Annotated in this window: 23 protein-coding genes; 11 read left to right on the top strand and 12 right to left on the bottom strand. The window is 61.3% G+C overall.

Going from position 1 to position 21280, the window contains the following annotated elements:
* Positions 1-102: 102 nt before the first annotated feature.
* From FZZ90_RS04970 to FZZ90_RS04950, 5 genes are read right to left on the bottom strand one after another with little or no spacing between them, the layout of a single operon-like run.
* Entirely contained in the window at positions 103-843 is a 741-nt protein-coding gene (locus FZZ90_RS04970) for a type 1 glutamine amidotransferase (RefSeq protein ID WP_226424644.1), read from the bottom strand.
* A gap of 14 nt (positions 844-857) precedes the next feature.
* Positions 858-2567, bottom strand: a complete 1710-nt coding sequence (ureC, locus tag FZZ90_RS04965) for an urease subunit alpha (protein ID WP_226424643.1) — start codon at positions 2565-2567, stop codon at positions 858-860.
* Between the two features lie 3 nt (positions 2568-2570).
* The gene (locus FZZ90_RS04960) at positions 2571-2891 is read right to left on the bottom strand and encodes an urease subunit beta (protein WP_186469687.1); all 321 of its coding nucleotides are present in this window, start codon (positions 2889-2891) and stop codon (positions 2571-2573) included.
* A 10-nt stretch (positions 2892-2901) separates the two neighbouring features.
* Positions 2902-3204 carry an urease subunit gamma gene (locus FZZ90_RS04955; RefSeq protein ID WP_226424642.1) on the bottom strand — a complete coding sequence of 101 codons (303 nt, stop codon included), beginning with the start codon at positions 3202-3204 and terminating at the stop codon, positions 2902-2904.
* Between the two features lie 18 nt (positions 3205-3222).
* On the bottom strand, positions 3223-4158 hold the full coding sequence (locus FZZ90_RS04950) for an urease accessory protein UreD (RefSeq protein WP_226425020.1): 936 nt from the start codon (positions 4156-4158) through the stop codon (positions 3223-3225).
* A 105-nt stretch (positions 4159-4263) separates the two neighbouring features.
* Between FZZ90_RS04950 and ureE the strand changes: the two genes are divergently transcribed.
* The 8 genes from ureE (at position 4264) to urtE (ending at position 11232) form a co-directional block, all read left to right on the top strand.
* Entirely contained in the window at positions 4264-4716 is a 453-nt protein-coding gene (gene ureE, locus FZZ90_RS04945) for an urease accessory protein UreE (RefSeq protein ID WP_370631038.1), read from the top strand.
* Positions 4713-5384 carry an urease accessory protein UreF gene (locus FZZ90_RS04940; RefSeq protein ID WP_226424641.1) on the top strand — a complete coding sequence of 224 codons (672 nt, stop codon included), beginning with the start codon at positions 4713-4715 and terminating at the stop codon, positions 5382-5384. Before ureE ends, FZZ90_RS04940 begins: the two co-directional genes overlap by 4 nt.
* Positions 5384-5989 carry an urease accessory protein UreG gene (gene ureG, locus FZZ90_RS04935; RefSeq protein WP_226424640.1) on the top strand — a complete coding sequence of 202 codons (606 nt, stop codon included), beginning with the start codon at positions 5384-5386 and terminating at the stop codon, positions 5987-5989. The genes FZZ90_RS04940 and ureG overlap by 1 nt, the downstream gene beginning before the upstream one ends.
* Positions 5990-6100: 111 nt before the next feature.
* A complete protein-coding gene (gene urtA / locus FZZ90_RS04930) occupies positions 6101-7393 on the top strand; it encodes an urea ABC transporter substrate-binding protein (RefSeq protein WP_226424639.1) in 1293 nt (430 codons plus the stop codon).
* Between the two features lie 93 nt (positions 7394-7486).
* Positions 7487-8641, top strand: coding sequence for a branched-chain amino acid ABC transporter permease (locus FZZ90_RS04925; RefSeq protein WP_226424638.1), 1155 nt, complete (start codon positions 7487-7489; stop codon positions 8639-8641).
* Positions 8642-8645: 4 nt separating this feature from the next.
* Entirely contained in the window at positions 8646-9773 is a 1128-nt protein-coding gene (urtC, locus tag FZZ90_RS04920; protein ID WP_226424637.1) for an urea ABC transporter permease subunit UrtC, read from the top strand.
* On the top strand, positions 9770-10525 hold the full coding sequence (gene urtD, locus FZZ90_RS04915) for an urea ABC transporter ATP-binding protein UrtD (protein ID WP_226424636.1): 756 nt from the start codon (positions 9770-9772) through the stop codon (positions 10523-10525). The genes urtC and urtD overlap by 4 nt, the downstream gene beginning before the upstream one ends.
* The gene (urtE, locus tag FZZ90_RS04910; RefSeq protein ID WP_226424635.1) at positions 10522-11232 is read left to right on the top strand and encodes an urea ABC transporter ATP-binding subunit UrtE; all 711 of its coding nucleotides are present in this window, start codon (positions 10522-10524) and stop codon (positions 11230-11232) included. Before urtD ends, urtE begins: the two co-directional genes overlap by 4 nt.
* A 33-nt stretch (positions 11233-11265) precedes the next feature.
* Here urtE and FZZ90_RS04905 read toward each other — a convergent pair whose 3' ends face one another.
* Positions 11266-11511, bottom strand: coding sequence for a DUF1830 domain-containing protein (locus FZZ90_RS04905; protein ID WP_226424634.1), 246 nt, complete (start codon positions 11509-11511; stop codon positions 11266-11268).
* Positions 11512-11665: 154 nt separating this feature from the next.
* Between FZZ90_RS04905 and FZZ90_RS12875 the strand changes: the two genes are divergently transcribed.
* Complete coding sequence (locus tag FZZ90_RS12875; RefSeq protein ID WP_368506428.1) at positions 11666-11968, top strand: hypothetical protein; 303 nt, start codon at positions 11666-11668, stop codon at positions 11966-11968.
* Between the two features lie 17 nt (positions 11969-11985).
* Here FZZ90_RS12875 and FZZ90_RS04895 read toward each other — a convergent pair whose 3' ends face one another.
* Entirely contained in the window at positions 11986-13236 is a 1251-nt protein-coding gene (locus tag FZZ90_RS04895; protein WP_226425017.1) for a glycosyl transferase, read from the bottom strand.
* Between the two features lie 69 nt (positions 13237-13305).
* Between FZZ90_RS04895 and FZZ90_RS04890 the strand changes: the two genes are divergently transcribed.
* A complete protein-coding gene (locus tag FZZ90_RS04890) occupies positions 13306-15033 on the top strand; it encodes an alpha-amylase family glycosyl hydrolase (RefSeq protein ID WP_226424633.1) in 1728 nt (575 codons plus the stop codon).
* Complete coding sequence (locus FZZ90_RS04885; RefSeq protein ID WP_226424632.1) at positions 15030-15821, top strand: HAD-IIB family hydrolase; 792 nt, start codon at positions 15030-15032, stop codon at positions 15819-15821. Before FZZ90_RS04890 ends, FZZ90_RS04885 begins: the two co-directional genes overlap by 4 nt.
* 19 nt (positions 15822-15840) lie before the next feature.
* On the opposite strand, the gene FZZ90_RS04880 is transcribed toward FZZ90_RS04885, so the two are convergent.
* From FZZ90_RS04880 to FZZ90_RS04860, 5 genes are read right to left on the bottom strand one after another with little or no spacing between them, the layout of a single operon-like run.
* Positions 15841-16653 (bottom strand): aminotransferase class IV, encoded by an 813-nt coding sequence (locus tag FZZ90_RS04880; protein ID WP_226424631.1) that lies wholly within the window; start codon positions 16651-16653, stop codon positions 15841-15843.
* Positions 16650-17948 carry an anthranilate synthase component I family protein gene (locus FZZ90_RS04875; protein ID WP_226424630.1) on the bottom strand — a complete coding sequence of 433 codons (1299 nt, stop codon included), beginning with the start codon at positions 17946-17948 and terminating at the stop codon, positions 16650-16652. The genes FZZ90_RS04880 and FZZ90_RS04875 overlap by 4 nt, the downstream gene beginning before the upstream one ends.
* Positions 17945-18625 (bottom strand): 7-cyano-7-deazaguanine synthase QueC, encoded by a 681-nt coding sequence (gene queC / locus FZZ90_RS04870; RefSeq protein ID WP_226424629.1) that lies wholly within the window; start codon positions 18623-18625, stop codon positions 17945-17947. The genes FZZ90_RS04875 and queC overlap by 4 nt, the downstream gene beginning before the upstream one ends.
* Complete coding sequence (locus FZZ90_RS04865) at positions 18622-19476, bottom strand: NAD(P)-dependent oxidoreductase (protein ID WP_226424628.1); 855 nt, start codon at positions 19474-19476, stop codon at positions 18622-18624. Before FZZ90_RS04865 ends, queC begins: the two co-directional genes overlap by 4 nt.
* Positions 19477-19479: 3 nt before the next feature.
* Positions 19480-21171, bottom strand: coding sequence for a S8 family peptidase (locus tag FZZ90_RS04860; protein WP_226424627.1), 1692 nt, complete (start codon positions 21169-21171; stop codon positions 19480-19482).
* Positions 21172-21280: the final 109 nt, after the last annotated feature.

The raw sequence follows: 21280 nt of genomic DNA, 5'->3' as shown, positions 1-21280 counted from the left end.
GTTGCTACAGAAGTATTGAAGCCCCTGCAAATGCCTAAGTGGTGTTCGGGCGGATACTTGTTCAGAAAAGTTTTCGGTTTTGTTTATTTTTATCCGTAGGAATTAGTGGGCCTGGCTGATGTCAATCAGCTGATCAAGTGCAGCATTAAAGAAGCGTCGGCCTTGTTCCTGGAGCGTGGCGCCAAGCCTGTGCCAGTCCAGGCTCAGGCGATCGGGCCCTTGGGGCCCAAGGGCACTCACCACATAGTCGTGGTCATTGACGATCCAGTGCTGCAGCGCATCACCGTCGACCTCGAAGTGGCATTGCAGGCCAATGGCGTGGGCTCCAATCCGAAACACCTGTTCCGCACAGTGCAGCGAGGAACCCAGCAGCGTTGCATCAGCCGGCAGGTGGATGCGATCGCCATGCCAATGCAGCACCAAGCTGCTGCTTTGTTGCCCCTGCAACAGGGTCTCATCGCTCGGATCCGCGACCCAGTGGATCGCGCCGAGGCCCAATTCCTTCAGATGCTGTGGTGGTGCTCCAACTTGCAGGGGTTTCACGCAGCCCCCTCCAGCAACAGCCAGGAGCTGAGCCCCCAGGCAGATGCCCAGCACCGGCCGGCGCTGCTGGTGCCAGGCCGTCAACCAGTCCAGTTCCTTCCGCAACCAGTCCATGCCCGGTTGGTCGTGATCGTTCACGCTCATCGGTCCCCCCAGCACCAGCGCAATGCTGTTCGCATCCGTCCTGGGGTCCGGCAGGGGGTCGCCCCGGTCGGGCCTCAGGGTCTGGAGGGTCAGGCCCCGTTGCCGCGCCAGTTCTCCCACCAGTGCGGCGTCTTCGTGGTCAACGTGTTGGACCACCAACAGCGTGGGGCTCAAAGCAGCAGATAGCGCTGGGCCAGGGGCAGCACCTCGGCGGGCTCACAGGTGAGCAGTTCACCGTCGGCGAACACCTCATAGGTCTGCGGGTCCACGCTCACCTTGGGCAGTGCTGAATTCAGCTTGAGGGCGCTCTTGCCGACGCTGCGGGTCTCCTTCACCGCCATGCATGTGCGCTCCAGCCCTAGCTGGCGTTGGATGTCGGCGTCCATCGCTGCTTCGCTCACGAAGGTGAGGCAACTTGGGGCGAGGGCTTTGCCGAAGGCGCCAAACATCGGCCGGCCGTGCACGGGGCCAGGGGTGGGAATTGAGGCGTTGGCGTCGCCCATCTGGGCCCAGATGATGGAACCGCCCTTCACCACCAGTTCCGGGCGAATGCCGAAGAAGCCTGGCTTCCACAGCACGAGATCGGCGAGCTTGCCGGTTTCGATCGACCCCACTTCGGTGCTGATGCCGTGGGCCAACGCTGGGTTGATCGTCACCTTGGCGATGTAGCGCTTGAGGCGATGGTTGTCGTTGCGAGTGGAGTCTTCCGGCAGGGCACCACGCTGCACCTTCATCTTGTGGGCGGTCTGAAAGGTGCGGGTGATCACTTCGCCCACGCGGCCCATGGCCTGGGAGTCGCTGGCGATGATCGAGAAGGCACCCAGGTCGTGAAGGATGTCTTCGGCGGCGATCGTTTCGCGCCGGATCCGAGATTCGGCGAAGGCCACGTCCTCGGGGATCTTCGGATCGAGGTGGTGGCACACCATCAGCATGTCGAGGTGCTCCTCGAGCGTGTTGCGGGTGTAAGGCCGGGTGGGGTTGGTGCTGCTCGGCAGCACGTTGGCCTCGCCGCAGATCTTGATGATGTCCGGGGCATGGCCGCCGCCGGCACCTTCGGTGTGGAAGGTGTGAATCGTGCGTCCCTTGATGGCGGCGATCGTGTCTTCCACGAAGCCGGCCTCATTCAGGGTGTCGGTGTGGATGCACACCTGCACATCCATCCGATCGGCCACCGATAGACAGGCATCGATCGTGGCTGGCGTGGTGCCCCAGTCTTCATGCAGCTTCAGGCCGCAGGCGCCGGCGCGCACCTGTTCTTCCAGTGCTTCCGGGGTGCTGGCATTGCCCTTGCCGAAAAAGCCCAGGTTCACCGGCAGGCCTTCAGCGGCCTGGAGCATCCGCCCGATGTGGAAGGCGCCGGGGGTGCAGGTGGTGGCATTTGTGCCGGTGGCTGGTCCGGTGCCGCCGCCCATCAGCGTGGTGACGCCGCTGGCCAGAGCCGTTTCGATCTGCTGGGGGCAGATGAAGTGGATATGCGTGTCGATGCCACCGGCCGTGAGGATGTGTCCTTCCCCGGCGATGGCTTCGGTGCCTGGACCCACCACGATTGTCACCCCTTCTTGGGTGTCGGGGTTACCGGCTTTGCCGATGCCGACGATCCGGCCGTCCTTGAGGCCGACATCGGCTTTGACGATGCCCCACCAGTCGAGGATCAGGGCATTGGTGATCACCGTGTCGACGGCGCCCTCGGCTCGAGGGGTCTGGGATTGGCCCATGCCGTCGCGGATCACCTTGCCACCGCCGAACTTCACCTCATCGCCGTAGACGGTGTAGTCCTTCTCGACTTCCAGGATCAGATCGGTGTCGGCCAGACGAACCCGGTCGCCTGTGGTGGGTCCGTAGGTCTCGGCGTAGGCCTGGCGGGAGATGCGGTAGGGCATGGGTCAGGCGTCGAGGGGTCCGTTGATCTGGCCGTTGAAGCCGATGACGCGTCTCGCACCGGCGAAGGGAATCAGGTGCACGTCACGGCTGTCGCCGGGTTCGAAGCGGATGGCGGTGCCGGCGGGGATGTCGAGCCGTTGACCGCGGGCTGCGGCCCGGTCGAACTGCAGGGCGGCGTTGGCTTCGGCGAAATGGAAATGGGAGCCCACCTGCACCGGCCGGTCGCCGCTGTTGGAGACGCTCAGCGTGGTGACGGGTCGGCCTGCATTCAGCTCCAGTTCACCCGGTTCGGGAAGCAGTTCGCCTGGAATGAGAGGTGCCATGGGTTCTGCCTCAGCGAATCGGGTCGTGCAGGGTGACGAGCTTTGTGCCATCGGGGAAGACGGCTTCGATCTGCACCTCATGGATGAGCTCAGGCACGCCTTCCATCACCTGGTCCTGACGCAGCCAGGTGGTGCCTTCCTGCATCAGCTCCGCCACGCTCTTGCCGTCACGGGCGCCTTCCAACACCAGAAAACTGAGCCAGGCCACTGCTTCGGGATGGTTGAGCTTGAGGCCACGGTTCAAGCGCCGCTCGGCAAGCAGTGCCGCGGTCACGATCAGGAGCTTGTCCTTTTCCTGGGGACTGAGATGCATGGCGAAGCTCGGTCTCCTTCAGTGTGTCTCCGCAGCAGCCCTGAAAGCGTTCACAGTGGACGTTTGTCGGCGCAGAGGCTCTTCCTGCAGGGGCCAGAACCTGGGGATGCGAGGCCGTTTCAGCCCCCGGAGCATTCGCGTTCGCTCCCAGATTCGACTGAACCAGAAGCGGGCATCACGGCTCGATTCGCCGGAATAGCGGGCGATCAGGCCCTGATTGAGGGCACCGCAGCGCATCGTCCCCGTCAGTCCCTCTCGGTCGGCCCGCGCTCCCTCCAGCAGCGTTGCTGTTGTTTCGGTGCCCATGGTCATCGGCGCCGCCCAAACCAGTGTTCCGAACACCGGGGCTCCTCCCAACCCGTGCGGGCTGTCCAGGCTGGCGTCGCCGAGTTCCACACGATCCGCCAGCTCCCAGGTTGAGCTGCTGGCCGCGAGGCGCTGAATGGTGAGGCTCGACCGCCAACGTCCCTGCTGCAGGGTTTCAGCAGCGGCGGTTCGGCCCAAGCGCACGATCTCTGCACTGAGGAAGGAGGCGTCTTGGGGCAGGGTCACCGTCAGCTGCTGCTCGAACAAGGCATCGGCGTACAACACCAGTTCCTGCGGCAGCCATTCGAGATCACTGCCGCTGGCCAGCGAGCAGCGCACCTGTTGATGGGCAAAGCAACCCTCGGGTTGCAGGCGGCTGCGGCCGATGGATCCATAAACCTTTTGCGCCGCCACGCTGGTGATTAGGCAGCGGCTGTTGGCTTCAAGCTTGATATCCAGGCTGAGTTGATCGCCGCCCACCAGGCCTCCAGCGGTGTGTAGCACCGGCAGCTCACAGCGTCCGTCATCACCGCGTTCACTGCGGAGCAACTTGAATGGAGCTGTGCAGCCCCCCTGGTGTTTGGTGCTGCCGTTGGTGGCATGAAACTGCAGGTTGCAGTGGCCGTGCCAAGGATCAAGACGTTGCATGGCCTCACGCTCCGCCGCCATCGGCTTCAACTCTGTAGCAATGCACACCAAAGTGCTGGTGATTGATCGGCACGCTTTCGTTATGGATCTGGAGAGGAGGTGCTCGTGACGGATGCGATGGTCGTGCTGGAGCAGCGCCTGCAGAACAGCAGTGCCACGGCAACCCTGCAGTTGCCGTTGACGGCCGAAGAGCGCACGGTGCTGCGTGGTCGTCGCACCACTTCCTGCGGTTGTCCGGTGCTGCTTCAGTTGCCTCGTGTGGGATCGCTGCAGCCGGGTGATCTGCTAGGGGATCAGTCTGGGTCGACCGTTGTGGAGGTGACGGCAGCGCCGGAGGCGTTGCTGCGGGTGCAGGGCTCGCATCCCTTGGAGCTGTTGCAGGCGGCTTATCACCTGGGCAATCGACATGTCGCCCTGGAGCTGCATGAGCAGGAGCTGTTGCTGCCTGAGGATTCCGTGCTCGCCACGATGCTGGAAGGGCGTGGATTGACGGTCAGCCGCTGTCTGCAGCCGTTTGCCCCTGAGGGCGGCGCCTACGGAGGCCATCAGCACGGATGACCTCCCTGGCGTTGTTGCAATTGGTCAGCCCGGCCCTGCCCGTGGGTGCCTTCAGCTATTCAGAGGGCCTGGAGGTGTTGATTCAGGCGGGATCCATCGCCGATGAGCAGGCCATTCAGGCTTGGTTGGAGGCTGAACTGCAACGGGGCGCGGTGCGGCTGGAAGCCGCGGCGTTAAGGCCGTTTGCGGAGGTTTTGGTGGGGTGGTCCACTCAGGCCGATGCGGCGGCCAAGGTGCGCCTGATCGATCTGGATGGTTGGCTGTTGGCCACCCGTGAAGCAGCGGAGCTGCGAGCCCAGCAGCGTCAGATGGGGATGTCGCTGCTGCAGTTGATGTCTGACATGGGGCACGACTTGCCTGAACCCGTTGCCCTTAGCTGGCCAGCGGCCTGGGCCTGGGCCGCTGTGTGCTTGTCGGTTTCAGCAGGAGACATGGTTGAGGGATACCTCTACGGCTGGGTTGCCAATCAGCTCAGTGCTTCGGTCCGGCTGCTGCCGTTGGGTCCGTCCCGAGCACAGGTGCTGCAACAACGGCTGTTGCCGCTGATTGCCTCGCAAGCGCAGCTGCTTCAGGCGGCCGATCCGCAGCAGCTCTGGAGCAGCGGTGTGGGTGCGGGCATGGCGCAGCTTGCCCATGCTGAGCTGTATTCACGCCTGTTTCGAAGCTGATGAGCAGCAAACTGCGCCTGGGGGTGGCGGGTCCTGTGGGATCCGGCAAGACCGCACTGGTGGAGGCGCTCTGTCGCCGCTTGCGCGACGACCTGCAGCTCGCGGTGGTCACCAATGACATCTATACCCAGGAGGATGCCCAGTTCCTCACCCGTGCCGGTGCCCTGGATCCAGAGCGGATCCGTGGAGTGGAGACGGGTGGTTGCCCCCACACGGCGATCCGCGAAGACTGCTCGATCAATAGAGCCGCTGTGGCAGAGCTGGAGGCGCAATTCCCTGACCTGGATCTTGTTCTGGTTGAAAGCGGTGGCGACAACCTGGCGGCGAGCTTCAGTCCTGAACTGGTGGATCTCTGCATCTATGTGATCGACGTGGCAGCTGGCGACAAGATTCCCCGTAAAGGGGGGCCTGGCATCACCCGCTCTGATCTGCTGGTGATCAACAAGATTGATCTGGCTCCCCAGGTTGGTGCCGATCTTTCGGTGATGGAACAGGACACCCTGCGAATGCGTGGAGACCGGCCCTGGTGTTTCACCAATCTCCACAGCGGCGAAGGTTTGGAGCAGGTGGTGGGCTTCTTGTTGCAACAGCTACCGAATCGTTGATCCGCAGCCGCTGGTCTCGCCATTTGGTTCTGATTGATACCAAAGCAAGGGCGTGCTGATTCGTACCTTCCGTCAGCTGCCGTCAGGCACATCCCTGTGTTGTGGAACACCATGAGCTCTTCACTTTCTAAGCGTCTGTTTGCCGGCATGGCCGCGGCGTCGCTGGGTCTTGCCGTGACCGCTTGCGGTGGCGATGACAAGGCTGCCAACGTTGATTACGACGACAGCGTCACCGTCGGCATCCTGCACTCGCTGACCGGCACCATGGCCATCTCCGAGTCCACCCTGGTGGACACCGAGAAAATGGCGATCGATGAGATCAATGCCGCCGGTGGCGTCGAGGTTGACGGTAAGAAGTACAAGATCGAGTACATCGTCGAGGACGGTGCCTCCGACTGGCCCACCTTCGCTGAGAAGTCCAAGAAGCTGATCGACCAGGATCAGGTGCCCGTCGTCTTCGGTGGTTGGACCTCCGCCAGCCGCAAGGCGATGCTGCCTGTGTACGAGTCGAAGGACGCCTTCCTCTACTACCCGATTCAGTACGAGGGTCAGGAGTGTTCCAACAACATCTTCTACACCGGTGCAACTCCGAACCAGCAGTCGGAGCCTGCCACCAAGTTCATGTATGAGAAGTCGCCTGCTGCTGGCAAGCCCTTCTTCCTCGTGGGTTCGGACTACGTCTTCCCCCGCACCTCCAACACCATCACCAAGGAACAGCTCAAGTCCCTGGGTGGCGAAGTGGTCGGTGAGGACTATCTGCCCCTGGGCAACACCGAGGTTGCTCCGATCATCGCCAAGATCAAGAAGGCCCTGCCTGACGGCGGTGTGATCATCAACACCCTGAACGGTGACCAGAACGTTGCCTTCTTCAAGCAGATCCAGGACGCCGGCATCACCCCCGATAACGGCTACTACGTGATGAGCTACTCCATTGCGGAAGAGGAGATCAGCACCATCGGTTCTGAGTTCCTTGAGGGCCACTACGGCGCTTGGAACTACATGATGTCGATCGACACCCCGGCATCCAAGAAGTTCGCTGCTGACTTCAAGGCCAAGTACGGCGCCGATAGGCAGGTCGCTGACCCTCAGGAGTCGGCTTACAACATGGTTTACCTCTGGAAGAAGGCTGTCGAGAAGGCCAACAGCTTCGACGACGACAAGGTGCGTGAGGCCCTGGTCGGCATCGAGTTCGACGCGCCTCAGGGTCCTGTGACCGTGATGCCTAACCACCACCTGTCCCAGACCGTGCGCATTGGCCAGATCACTGCTGACGGTCAGTTCGAGATCCTCGAATCCACCGATGGTCCTGTGGCGCCTCAGGCCTGGAACCAGTTCGAGCCCAGCTCCAAGGGCTTCGCTTGCGACTGGACCGATGCCGCCAAGGGCGAGAAGTACAAGCTCTGATCTTTTGATCACAGCCTGATTGCTCTCCAGGGAGGAGCCCGGTGACGGGCTCCTCCTTTCGTCGTTTCATTGAACGCTTCGTTTCACACGTCCGTGCAACTGCTTCTCGAAAGCCTGTTCAACGGTGTTGCCATCGGCTCGGTGCTGCTGATGGCCGCCCTCGGACTGGCCATTGTCTTTGGCCTCATGGGCGTGATCAACCTCGCCCATGGCGAGCTGATCATGCTTGGGGCCTACACCACCTACGTGGTGCAGCTGATCTTCAAGCTTCCTGCTCTGCAGCCGGTTTACTACGCCTACGTGCTGGTGGCGCTTCCCCTGGCCTTCATCGTCAGTGGTGTGGTCGGCATCCTGCTGGAACGCACCGTGATTCGCCGGCTCTACGGCAACCCGCTGGAGACGTTGTTGGCGACATGGGGTGTCAGCTTGATTCTTCAGCAGTTTGTGCGGAGTGTTCCCCTGGCTCATGCCGCCGGCCTGATCCTGGCGCTGGTGCTGGGCTTTGGCCTCCCGCTGCTGCTTCCCTCCTCTCTCCTGGCGGGGCCTCGAGCACGCTTGGTGCGTGCGGGGAGTTGGGCTGTTTCCGCCCTGGGAGGCGTGCTGTTGGCGGGTGGCCTGGCTTCACAAATCAGCCGCATCGCCCGAGCCACCTCCCGCAACGTGGATGTGACGGCACCCAAATGGATGCGCGGTGGGATCGAATTCATAGACATCACCTTTCCTGTGCCGCGTCTGGTGATCATCGTGATCACGATCGTTGCTGTGGTTGGGGTGACGTGGTTCCTCAACAAAAGCGTGTGGGGCATGCGTATTCGTGCCGTTACCCAGAACCGTTCGATGAGTGATTGCCTGGGGATCCCCACCGACACCGTTGATGTGCTCACCTTTGGCATCGGCTCCGGTCTGGCCGGGGTGGCGGGGGTGGCTGTTTCCCTGCTGGGTTCGGTGGGCCCCAACGTGGGCGGGTCTTACATCGTGGGCTGCTTCATGGTGGTGGTGCTCGGTGGCGTCGGAAACCTGTTGGGCACCGTGCTCGCTTCCTTTGCCATCGGCTTGCTCACCGACTTGATCGGTGCTGGCCGACTGCTGACGATCTGGCCTGACATGCCGGCTCCCCTGGCCGGTGCGGTGAATTTCTTTGCCACCACGAGCATGGCTCAAGTGATGGTGTTCGCTCTGATCGTGGTGTTCCTTCAATTCCGTCCCGCGGGTCTATTCCCGCAGAAGGGACGCATGGTGGAGGCTTGATCTGATGTTCCAAGCATTTCAACAACGTCGTTGGTCCTTGATCATCCTTTGGGTGGTGATCGTTGCGGCCATCGTTGCTGCGCCTGCTGTTCTGCCGGTGTTTCGGCTGAATTTGTTGGGTCGCTTCCTCTCCCTGGCGATCGTTGCCCTGGGCATCGACTTGATCTGGGGCTTCACCGGTTTGCTCAGCCTTGGCCAGGGCATCTTTTTTGCCCTTGGCGGCTACGTGGCAGCCATGTATCTGCAGCTGAACAGCTCGGGTGATCTTCCCAACGGCATTCCCGAGTTCTTCAGCCTCTACGGCTTGGATCGTTTGCCCGCCTTCTGGGAACCGTTCCATTCCCCGTTGTTCACCCTGGTGGCGATCTGGCTGGTTCCAGCCGTCTTGGCCGCTGTGCTCGGCAACCTGGTGTTCCGCAACCGGATCAAGGGGGTCTACTTCTCGATCCTCACCCAGGCTGCCCTGCTCGTTTTCTTCAATTTCTTCAACGGACAGCAGAAGCTGATTAATGGCACCAACGGTCTTAAAACCGATGTAACCCAGCTGTTCGGACAGATGGTGGGTTCCCCGGAGATGCAGCGGGGTTTCTTCTGGTTGACCTCTGTGGTGGTGATCCTGGCCTGGCTGTTTCTGCGCTGGGTGGTGCGGGGCCGGTTCGGTGATGTGTTGATCGCCATTCGCGATGACGAACCTCGGCTGCGCTTTGCGGGTTACAACCCAACTCTGTTCAAGACGATCGTCTTCGCCATCGCTGGTGGTTTGGCAGGAATTGGTGGTGCGCTTTACACCGTTCAGTCGGGCATCGTTTCGCCGCAGTACATGACTGTTCCCTTCTCGATTGAGATGGTGATCTGGGTTGCAGTGGGTGGTCGAGGCACGCTTGTGGGAGCCATTCTTGGCGCCGTAGTCATCAACTACGCCAAGAGTTTGGTGAGCGAAGCGCTCCCCCAGAGTTGGCTGTTCATCCAAGGGGGCCTGTTCATCCTCGTGGTGACCGCCTTGCCTGAGGGCGTCATTGGTTGGTTCCGAGGTGATGGCCCTCGCAATTGGCTCAACCGATTCGGTATTGCCCGTCGGAGTGAGACCTATCCACGTCTCGATCTTGAAGGTCAGGAAGAGGTTCAGTCATGAGTACAGCTTTATTGGAGTTGCGCCAAATCACCGTCAGTTTTGATGGCTTTTTGGCGCTCCGCGATCTCAACCTCAGCCTTCAGCCTGGGGAGCTGCGCGCTGTGATCGGTCCGAATGGCGCCGGCAAGACCACGTTCCTCGATGTGATTACCGGCAAGACCGCTCCCACTGAAGGGGATGTGGTGTTCAAGGGACGCTCTCTGGTGGGAAAACGGGAGCACCGCATCGCGCGCTTCGGCATCGGCCGCAAGTTTCAGAGCCCTCGTGTTTTTGAGAAGCTCAGCGTTCAGGAGAACTTGGCTCTGGCGGTGAGCCAGCCGAAGCAGCCCTGGTCATTGCTGGTGAGGGGCCTGAATGGGCAGCAGCGAGACCGTGTTCATCACTTGATGAGCATTGTCAATCTGCAGAACCGTGCCGATTGGGCTGCTGGGTCGTTGTCCCATGGCCAGAAACAGTGGCTTGAGATCGCCATGCTGGTGGGCCAGGATCCCGACCTGTTGCTGGTGGATGAGCCGGTGGCTGGGCTCACGGACGAGGAGACCGATTTGACGGCGGATCTGCTCAAGTCGTTGGCGGGGGATCACACCGTGTTGGTGATTGAGCACGACATGGAATTCATTCGACGACTTGAAAGTCCGGTGACGGTGCTGCACCAGGGTCATGTTCTTTGTGAGGGCACGATGGATCAGGTGCAGGCCGATCCCCGGGTGATTGAGGTTTATCTCGGCACCACTGAGGAGGAGACGCCATGACGAATTTGCTGGAGATCCAAGGCCTCAACACTTTTTACGGTGAAAGTCACATTCTTCGGGATGTTGATCTCAGCGTGAAATCGGGCGAGATGGTGTGTTTGATCGGTCGCAATGGTGTGGGTAAAACCACCCTGTTGAAATCACTGATCGGTCTGTTGCGCCCTCGCTCCGGAACCATGGCGCTCGACGGTTCTCAACTGGATCGTCAGGCTCCCCATCAGCGCGCTCGGGCCGGGATTGGCTACGTGCCGCAAGGTCGCGAGATCATTCCCCAGCTCACAGTGGAAGAAAACTTGCTTTTGGGGATGGAGGCGTTGCCGGGTGGATTGGCGCGGAATCGCCACATCGATCCATTCGTATATGAGCTGTTTCCGATTCTTCAGGAGTTTCTACCGCGCAAGGGCGGGGATTTGAGTGGGGGTCAGCAACAACAATTGGCCATTGCCCGTGCGTTGCTCGGCAAGCCAAAGTTGCTGCTGTTGGATGAGCCCACCGAGGGCATTCAGCCCAACATTGTTCAAGACATTGAAGCTGCTGTTCGGCGAATCATCGCCGACACTGGGATTGGGGTGTTGCTGGTGGAGCAACATCTCCATTTCGTTCGCCAGGCTGACCGCTACTACGCCATGCAACGTGGCGGCATTGTTGCTAGTGGTTCAACCAGCGAACTCAGTCAGACGGTTGTTGACCAGTTCCTGAGCGTTTAGGGCTTCGCTCTTGATGGCTTCTCCTGGGTCAGTTCAGCTGGCCCAGAGGGATTCGGTCGCAGGCTCTTCATTCGTGGCGTAGTCGCTCACATCGGCACGAACGTGCAGCATCTGCCCTGTCATCGACATTTTCCAGATTTCCAAGCGCGCATCCTTGGGCGCTTGGAACCAAAAAACCTCCGTGGGCATCACCACCTTCTCTCGATAGAAGTGGTTGGCACCAATGCATTTCACGATCACCATCCGGCTGGTGTCGTTTTGGTAAACGCACTCAATCATTTTGAGCATCTTGAATGCTGCCAATCTCATGTCCCCTTGGCAAGTGAAGTGTTTGATTGATCACCGAATCAGGACGCCTTTAGATTTGGTACAGATGAGTTGATACAGAGTTGATTGCTTTTGTATCGATCATCACGATTCCGGTCGCCCCTTGGTGGGTTGGGTGCCGCTCAGGGTTTTGAAGATCAAACATCGCGACTCTTTCGTTTCGATTGAAACAAATCTTTTTTGCCGCTGTTTGCATGATTGTTTTGTCGATATGGGGGATTGCGGGATGGAAGAATCAGTCAGCCTGAGTGTGACTCAGCAATTCGATGTCGAGCGGATGAATCGCGCGATTGAATCAACCCTCGATCCACAACAGCTGCAAGTGTTGGCCAAACAATTGCTTCAGGCATGGCATTCCCAGCGCGCTGCAACAGCTTGGGTGACCCGCCAGCGCGATCAGTTGAGCTGAGGCTTGACGCGTTGGCTTTATGCAGCGAGCTCAGAGGTCAAACGTTGCGGGTTGTGGTTCGGCCGTTTCAGGGATGTGCGATCTGCCTGGCCTGCTGCTGCCAGATCAGCTTGAAGGGCTGAATTGCAACTGCGCAGTCGCGACCAGCTGGGCAGTTGATGGGCAATCGGCGCTTGCATCAGTTTTGCCAGGCCGGGGCGTAGGAGGCCGGCGAAGTTTTGAACAGCCAGTTCTTCGCCGTGGCGGTCGTAAGGCAACCGATTGATCGCTGAATCAAGGCCGAATTGCCGCACGCGATCCTCGCCAACTCGCCGGTAAAGCACTTCAAGTGTCGGCAGTTGATCCATCGACATCACGCAACCTTCGTGTTCCATCAGGCCGCGCAACACCGTGCCGAAAATTTCGCCTGCCATGCGTTGCAGGCCTTCGCTGGGTTGCTGACCCAGCTCCTTGTGTTTGTGGTCGAACAACCCCAGATCAACTTGAGCAATTCGGCTGGAGGCCACATGGCGATACACCTCAGACAGCAGGCCCACCTCCAGTCCCCAGTCCGACGGGATCCGCAGATTCATCGCCAGATCGGTGGTGAAGGCGAATTCGCCAGCCAGGGGATAGCGGAATGACTGGAGATACGCCAAGTAGGGCAGGGGGCCGAAAACCTGTTCCAGGCTGGCCAGCAGTGGGCCGACAAAGAGACGGGTTGCTCGGCCCTGAAGCGCTTGGGTCTCGAGGGAAAGACGGCTGTAGAACGCCTTCACGTAGGCAATGCCGTGGGATCGATCCAGCAGGGGGCGGAGCATGCGCTCTGGATATGCCGATCCAAAGGTTCTGATGTCGGCATCGAACAGGCCAACCACCTCAGCGTCTTGGCATGCCACCCCGAGCCCCTGCCAGACGGCCCAGCCCTTGCCCGGTGGTCCGGTCACGTCGAGCCCCAGTTCACCGACGGATTCGAGCAAGTCCCGGACGGCGGGGCCGTTGGTCCAGTGCACCCGAACGGGGAAGGGCATCCCTTCGAAAAACTTTTCTGCCGCTTTGACGTCTTCGGCGCTGGTGGCCGCCAACGCCACCACCAGCTCGTTGAGCCCCTTCAGACCTGAAAGTGTGTCTCGAATCAGGCCTAAGGCTGGTCGGCTGAATTCCTCCATCAGGCAGGGGATCAGCAGGGTGGTGGGTCGCTGACTCAGTTCCCGGTTGAAGGCAACCGCATCGAGATTGCCCAAGCTGTAGTCATGGACGGTGCTGATCAGGCCCTGCTGAAAATCCATGTGGTGTTCGATGCAACAACAGAGGTCAGAGTCCTGCCCCATACCTGAACGGTGTTGAGGAGGAAGGCGATGCAGCCCCCGCGCGACGAAACGCTGCGGACCCTGCTTGGCGATTTGTACCCGAATGATTCTTCCGGGGATGGCCAGGAGTTGTCGTCGCAATTGCTGCAGATCTTGAGCCAATCGTCAGGAGATGGCGATATGGCAGAACCCATGGACCGCTGGGCAGGCAGCGATGTGGTCTTGATCACCTACGCCGACACCATTGCTGACGCGGGTGTGCCTGGTCTTCAAGCGCTGAAGTCGTTTGTGAATCGCCATCTGCACCCCTTCGCAGCGGTGGTTCATGTGCTGCCGTTCATGCAATCCACCAGTGATGGTGGTTTTGCGGTGGCCAGCCACACCAAGCTCGAGCCTCGTTTCGGCGATTGGAGCGACCTCGCTGCTTTGGCGCAGGGCCGACGGCTGATGGCCGACCTCGTTCTCAATCACGTGTCGGCCTCTCACCCCTGGGTGCAGCAGTTCATGCGGGATGAACAGCCCGGCCGCTCCTGTGTGCTGGAGGCCGCGCCTGATCCGTGCTGGGCGGATGTTGTTCGTCCGCGCAGTTCCAATCTGTTCACGCAATTGAGGGGGCCTAAGGGCGCGCGCCAGGTCTGGACCACCTTTGGTCCCGATCAGGTGGATCTCAACTGGCGTTCTGCGGAGGTGCTGCTTGGCTTTGCCCGCCTGATGCAGCGCATGGCTGGGCATGGGGTGCGTTGGATCCGTCTGGATGCCGTGGGTTTCGTCTGGAAGGAACCCCACACCTCATGCATCCATCTGCCGCAGGCCCATCAACTGGTGAAGGTGCTGCGCCTGCTGCTCGATCAGGTGGGACCCGATGGCGTTGTGGTCACCGAGACCAACGTGCCGGAGCAGGAAAACCTCTCCTATTTGAGGAGTGGTGATGAAGCGCATCTGGCCTACAACTTTCCCTTGCCGCCCTTGCTGCTTGAGGCCAGCGTCAGTGGCCGTGCCGACCTTCTCAATGCCTGGCTGAGTCGTTGGCCCGACCTGCCTCCGCAAACAGGGCTGCTCAATTTCACCGCCTGTCACGACGGCATCGGCTTGAGGCCCCTGGAGGGCCTGATGCCCCAGAAGCGCTTGCTCCAGCTGTTGATCGGTTGTGAACAGCGGGGTGGACTGGTCAGCCACAGGATGCTGAGCTCCGGCGACGAAGTTCCCTACGAGATCAACATCAGCTGGTGGAGTGCCATGGCGGATGGGGGGATTGATCCCACTTATCTCCAACGGGAGCGGTTCCTGCTCACCCAACTGTTGATCCTGGCCTTGCCCGGGGTCCCCGCCTTCTATCTGCCGGCGTTGCTGGCGGCTCCCAATGATCTGACCCGCTTTCGCCGCACGGGCCATCGACGGGATCTCAATCGGCCCCAGTTCACGGCCCAAGCCTTGGAGCGACGCCTGGCGGATCCCGATGCCGATGCATCAGCCCTGCTCCCTGTGCTGAGGCGGGCTCTGGCTGAGCGGGCTGTGCATCCGGCCTTGCACCCGGATGCCCCGATGACGGTGCTGAGTGCGGATCGCAGTGATCGCGTCATCATGCAGCGTTGCCGCGGTGGGGAAACGCTGGTGGCCGTTCACAACATCACGGCAGCGCGCCTCAGCTTGCGCCTCAGTCGCTTGGGTGGCGATCTGAACCAGCCCTGGGCCGATTGCCTGAGCGGTCATGTGTTCGCACCACATCAGTTGCATTCGCTAGAGCCTTATGCGGTGCATTGGTTGGTTCAGCCATGACCGCGAGTGTGGAGACGGCGTGGTGGGTGGTGACCGATCTCGACGGCACGTTGCTGGATCACGGCTACGACTGGTCGCCGGCTAAGGATCTGATCCGCCAGCTGCAACAGCAGCGGATTCCAGTGATTCCGTGCACCAGCAAAACGGCGGAGGAAGTGCGCGGCTTTCGTGCAGAGGCGGGGCTTCATGACCCGTACATCGTTGAAAACGGTGGCGCCGTGCACGGTGAAACCCCAGCAGGGGAGCCCTGGGAGCTGCTATTGGGCCCGGAGTGGACGGAGCTCAAGCCCCAGTTGCAGCTCCTGCAGAGTGAGTTGGGCGAGCCCCTGCGTCCGTTGGATGAACTCAGTGAGGAGGAGGGTCAGCGGTTGTTGGGGCTCGGCGGCGAAGCCTTGCGCCAGGCGCAGCGGCGGTGCTGCAGCGTGCCTTTTGTTCCGCCCTCGGCGGAGGGGCGTCGCCGGCTTGAGGCCCTGGTGCAGCGGATAGGCCTGACGGTGGTGCAGGGCAACCGCATGGGTCATCTGCTGGGCCCAGGCATCAGCAAAGGCAAGGCCTTGGCCACCCTGAAGCGTCATCTGGGTGCTGAGCACGTGAAGGTCTTGGCCTTGGGGGATTCCCCCAACGATCTGCCGTTGCTCGAGGTGGCCGACATCGCTGTCGTTGTGCCCGGGCCCGACGGACCCCATTCCGAGTTGAGTTCAGGGATCGCTGCCGGGCGTTTCCAGCTGGCGGCAGCTCCCCATGCCAGCGGATGGGATGAGGCTGTGCGCCGGATTCTTCGGATCTAGGCCATCGCTGGTCTTTGGCTCAATGGAGTAAGGATTGCCAAAGTTCCACTGCAGTCGTCGTTGCCGCCATGGGCTGACCGTTGTGCGATGCGATCGGTCGACAGCTCAAACTGTTGATTAGAACGGCCTGATCATCGGCTTCGAACTCTGCTGCCAGCTCGGTTTCCACCGCGATGCCCTGGGCCAGTGCACGGCCTCGCATCACTCCTGGAAGACAGCCGCTGCTGAGAGCCGGTGTCAGCCACTGTCCGCGACGCCGGACCAGCAGATTGGCCGCCGTTCCGCAGCACAGGGACCCAGCCGTGTTCAAGAGCAGCGCGTCGTCGGCAGCTTGGCCCTGGGCTTCCCGGCGGGCCTGGATCGATTGCCCGTAGGCGAAGGTCTTGCAATGGCTCAATCGACTGGAGGCATTGCGGCGCTCATGGCGACTGGTGATGGTGGTGACGGCTGAAAACGTTGGTGCGCAGGCCTGGAGCGTGAGCCAAAAGCGGTGGTGTCCTGGGGCCGGAAGCCCGATTCCGCGCTGGGGTGTGCTGCCACGGCTCCAGTTGAGGCGCAGGGCTCCATCGGCTTCGCTCAGCTGGCTCCGCTGAATTGCGCCTTCAATCAGAGGCCCCAGTGCATCTCGCTGCGGTGGCGGGTCCATGCCCAGCAGGGCCGCACTGTCACTCCATCGCTGCAGGTGCTCCTGCAGGAGTTGCGGCTCACCGTTGTGAATCAGCACGGTTTCAAAGAGGCCATCGGCTAGGAGCAGGGCTCGGTCGTCGAGGGGAAGCTGCAGGCTTGCTGCTGTTCCCCACTGGCCGTCGATCCAGGCGACTGAGGCGGTCATGTCAGCGCCTCCAGCAACGGCTGCAGCTTCCACATCAACTCCTCCGTTTCGCCGAGGGGATCCGAGTCGGCGACAATTCCGCAGCCGGCATGGGCCCGCAGGGTGTCACCTTGGCGCAGCAAAGAGCGGATCAAGATGTTGCTGTCGAAGCTGCCATCCCAGTCGATCCGCAGCAGGGATCCGCAGTAAGGACCGCGGCTGGTGGGCTCGAGCTCATGCAGACGTTGGCAGGCCCGCAGTTTCGGTGCTCCGCTAATCGACCCCCCAGGCCAACTGGCTTCCAGGAGATCGACCCAGCTCAATCCGGCCTTCAGCTGTCCCTCCACAACCGAGGTGAGGTGATGCACGGAGGCATAACTTTCGAGTCCCACCAGTTGGGGAACCTGGATCGAACCCGGCTGGCAGGCCCGACCGAGGTCATTCCGCAGCAGGTCGACGATCATCACGTTCTCGGCCCGGTCCTTGTCACTGCACACGAGTTCCACGGCGAGGTTCGCATCCTGTTCAGGGTTGCCATGGCGCGGCCTGGTGCCTTTGATCGGCCGGGTTTGTACGGCTCCCTGGGCACTCACCTGCAGAAACCGCTCCGGGGACGATGACAGCAACGCCTCGTTCTGGTTGCTGATGATCAGCCCTGCAAAGGGAGCAGGGCAGGCATCTCTAAGGGTGAGAAACAGCTCCAAGGCACTGCTTCTCTGTGGCCAGGCTGTGCTGCAACAGGCCGTGAGATTGGCTTGGAAGAGGTCGCCTGCTGCGATCAGATCTCGGATGCGTTGCACACCTGCGGCGTATTGATCTGCTGAGGTGTGGTGATGCCAAGCCCCTAGGGGGATCGATGGGGGCTCGCCTTTGGGCTGCTCAGTGCTGGAGGCCAGCTGTTGGCTTAGGTGTTCCAGAGCAGCCGTGCTGCTGGCTTCGATCCACAGCTTGCGCTTTTGGAGATCAAAGCGAAGCACCGGATCGTGGCGAGCGATCCAAAGCGTGGCCATGCCATCGCTGGCCCAGGGGTTTCCCGGTTCCACCCAAGCAGCGGCTTCATAGCTCAGCCAGCCGCACCAATGGCCTGGGTCAAGCCCCCGCAGAGCCTCGAAGGGATTGCTGGCTCCGGGCTCACCAGGCAGGCCGCGGCAGCAGACGATCTCCTTCGGCTCGGCCGCCAGGGTGGCCCATCGCCCCAGGCTGCTGCCGTCACCATCCAGCCAGATCAGGCCTTGCTCGCCGTAGGCATGGGCCAGTTGGCGGGCGATGGCTTCCGGCTCCTGCCAGGCCAGTTCAAGCCGTTGTGGGCGGATCATGCCTGCGTGGAACTGCAGAGATCAGGCCGTCCTGCCTCGCGGAGTGCTGCATCACGGATGCGGCAGCTGTCGCAGACGCCGCAGGGGTGCGTGCCGCCGCTGTAACAGCTCCAGGTTGTTTCGATCGGAACACCCAGGCGAAGGGCTTCTTCAACGATGCGCACCTTGCTCCACTGCACCAGGGGTGCCCAGAGTTGGGCGCCATGGCCCTCACGACCGGCTTTGCTGGCCAGGTCTGCCAGGGTCTGGAAGGCGTTGAGGTAGTCGGGCCGGCAGTCGGGATAACCCGAGTAGTCGACAGCATTCACCCCCAGCACCAACCGCTCGGCCCCGCGTGCTTCCGCCAGGCTTAGGCCCACCGAGATGAACACGGTGTTGCGCCCGGGTACGTAGGTGGGAGGGATGCTGCCCTCCTCAACGCCATGGGTTGGGATTGAGATGCTGGCGTCAGTGAGGGCTGAGCCCCCCCAGCTGGCCAAATTCACGGCGATGCAGTGATGCTCTGCTACGCCAAGTTGCTGGGCGATGGCAGCGGCGGCGTCCAATTCGCGGCGATGGCGCTGGCCGTAGTCGAAGGACAGGCCGATGACGCGGTCACCTTGCTCAAGGGCAAGGGCCGCAGCGGTGGCGGAATCCAACCCGCCGGAGAGCAGCGCGATCGAAGTGCGTTGACTCATCTCAGGACCGTGAGTTCATGTAGGGCGCAGTAGTCCTGTTCATCCAGGTCGGTGCCCTTGGCTTGCTCAAGCAGGGACAGCAAACCGCTGAGCCCTTGGTCTTGGAGGCCGGCGGTTGCCGCTTCCTCCAGGAACAGACGCAGGTCTTTGCGCAGCAAGGCGGTGCTGAAGTTCGGATCGGCGTAGGTGTGATCCAGCATCCGTTGCAGCTTCTTATCGAAGGTTGGGGCGTAGAGCGCTGACGGCCGCAGGATGGCCATGAACGTCTCCACAGGAACGCCGGCCCGCTGAATCAGCTGCAGGGAGAGGGAGAAGCTGTGGGTGAGGCTGGCGATCAACTGATTGAGGGCCAGCTTGGTGGCAGCTCCACTGCCAACGGGGCCTACGAGCAGGGGCTCTTGGCAGAGATGGGAGAGGAGTGGCTGTTGTGCTTCGAAGACCTGCGCTTCACCGCCAGCCATCACCAGCAGTGATCCATTCAGCGCTTGCGGTTTGCTGCCGAGCACCGGGGCTTCCAGATAGCGTCCTCCCTGCTGAGCAGCTTGTTGGGCCAGTGCCTGACTTTCCGTGACTCCCACGGTTCCCATCGTGATCAAGGTGGAGCCATCGAGGCGGCCGATGTCTTTCAAGACGGCTGCCGTGATGGGGCCGTCGCGCAACACCGTGATCAGTCTGTCGCAACAACGGGCGGCCTCCGATGGGCTGTTCAGGGCTTGGGCGCCTGCTTCGATTAAGCCCCTGCAGCGTCCCTGGGTTCTGTTCCAGACGTAAAGCGAAACGCCTCGCTGGAGGAGGCGTTGGCCAATGGATTCACCGAGCAGTCCGGTGCCCAGCAGAGCAACGCTTGGCATTACTTATGCACTGAAGACATCAAGCTGGATCGCTTGGTCGATCTCGAAGTAATCGAAGTGGTTGTTGGCGAGCAAGGTGCGAAGCAGATCCCGTTGATCCGACCCTGGTGCGTTGTTGAAGTCCACGCTGGCGAAAAGATGATCGCGGTTGTCGAGACTGGTGAAGTCGTCGACGGCCGCAAACTTGCCTTGGTCGCGGCGAATTCTGCGGCGCATGATTTGCGTGGTTGCTTGGCGATCTTTGCTGTTGCCGCTCAAGCTTCCGATCAGCGGGTCGTCAAAGGCATCGGCACTAAGGCTGTCGATGTTCTCCAAGGTGATCACCCGTGAACCAAGTGATCTCGATCCTGCACGCGGCGTGCCGGTTGGGTTGCCTTGGGTGTTGCTTCTTCCCTGTGTCGTCCCTGTGATCAAATCCTCGATGGCGCTGCTGCTCAAACTGCTGTTTTGGCTTTTCAGCAACCCAGCAACTCCGGCGACATGGGGTGTCGCCATCGAGGTGCCGCTGTAGCGGCCATAGCGATTGCCAGGCAGGGTGGATGTGATGCCGACGCCGGGTGCGGTGACGTAATCAAGGGGGCGTGATCCAGCGCGATTGGAGAATCCCGCGATGCGCCCATCCCGTTGGACAGCCCCCACAGCGATGCCATGTTCGATGGCATGGGCACCCGGGTATTCCGGTGAGGCGCCTCCCGCGTTCCCTGCGGCCATCACCACGACGGTGCCGCGGCGGGAGGCATGGCGGATTGCATCGGCCATGGCTTGGCTGTAGCCCGTTCCGCCGAGGGAGAGGTTGATCACATCGGCGCCATTGTTCGTGGCCCAGCGAACGCCTCGAATCGCATCGGAGAGATACCCCGCTCCGTTCTCATCGAGGACGCGGATGGGCATGATCGTTGCCTCGTGCGCGACTCCGGTGATGCCGCGGCCGTCATTCGACGCAGCGATTGTGCCAGCCACATGGGTTCCATGTCCGTTGGCGTCTTCGGCGATCGAATCGCCATCGACGAAGTCGTAGCCAGCCCGAATGCGCCCTTTGAATTCGCTGTGGCTGTAGTCGATGCCGGTGTCGACCACGGCGATGGTCACGCCCTTGCCGGTCGTGCTGCGTCCGTTGCTGTTGGTCGCCCAGGCCTCTGGCGCGCCAATCATGTCGAGGTTCCAGAGCTCGCCTCCGAGGGAAGCTTGATCGTTAAGGGGGCGATTCAGCAGGGCCTCAAAGGCACCTTTGGCATTCACCTGGCCATAGCCATCCACACGGCTGAATTTGCGCTGGAGTTGAGCTTGAGGCCTGGGTTCTGCAGGTCTTAAGAGTTGGGCGGAGAGGGTGTAACTCCCCCGAAAAGTTCCCTGGGCACTGCCCACATCGAGGTAAAAGCGTCCGCCTTGCAAGACTTTGAACTGGACGCTCGGGTCGAGGCTGGTGGGGGTGTCGTCGATCTCCGCCAGGGTTCGCCCACGGCTATCCCGCAGCCGCAGGTGTGGGTCCAGCAGCGATTGCCCCTTCAGATCAACCCGGTAACTGCTTCCGCTGTCCAGGTTGATGCCAAACCAATCGCGATCACCGTGCCTTTCCAGAGTCCCTTGGCTGCGGCCACCAACATTCAGCTGGCCTGACCGATCAGGGGTTGCACCAAAATCATCCTGCCAGCGACGGCGGCGGAAGTTGCGTCTGCGGCGGATGGAGGAGGACATGGCTGAGGAGTTAAACGAACAACTCCAGGAGCGGCAAGGGATGATCCCCACCACCCTATGAATTCATTGTGGCTCAGGTGCCGCGAGGCTTGCCAAGTGAAGGCTGTGG

Origin of the sequence: Synechococcus sp. MU1617 (assembly GCF_020514235.1) — a bacterium.
Lineage (GTDB): Bacteria > Cyanobacteriota > Cyanobacteriia > PCC-6307 > Cyanobiaceae > Parasynechococcus.
This window is presented reverse-complemented; position numbering and strand designations above follow the sequence as displayed.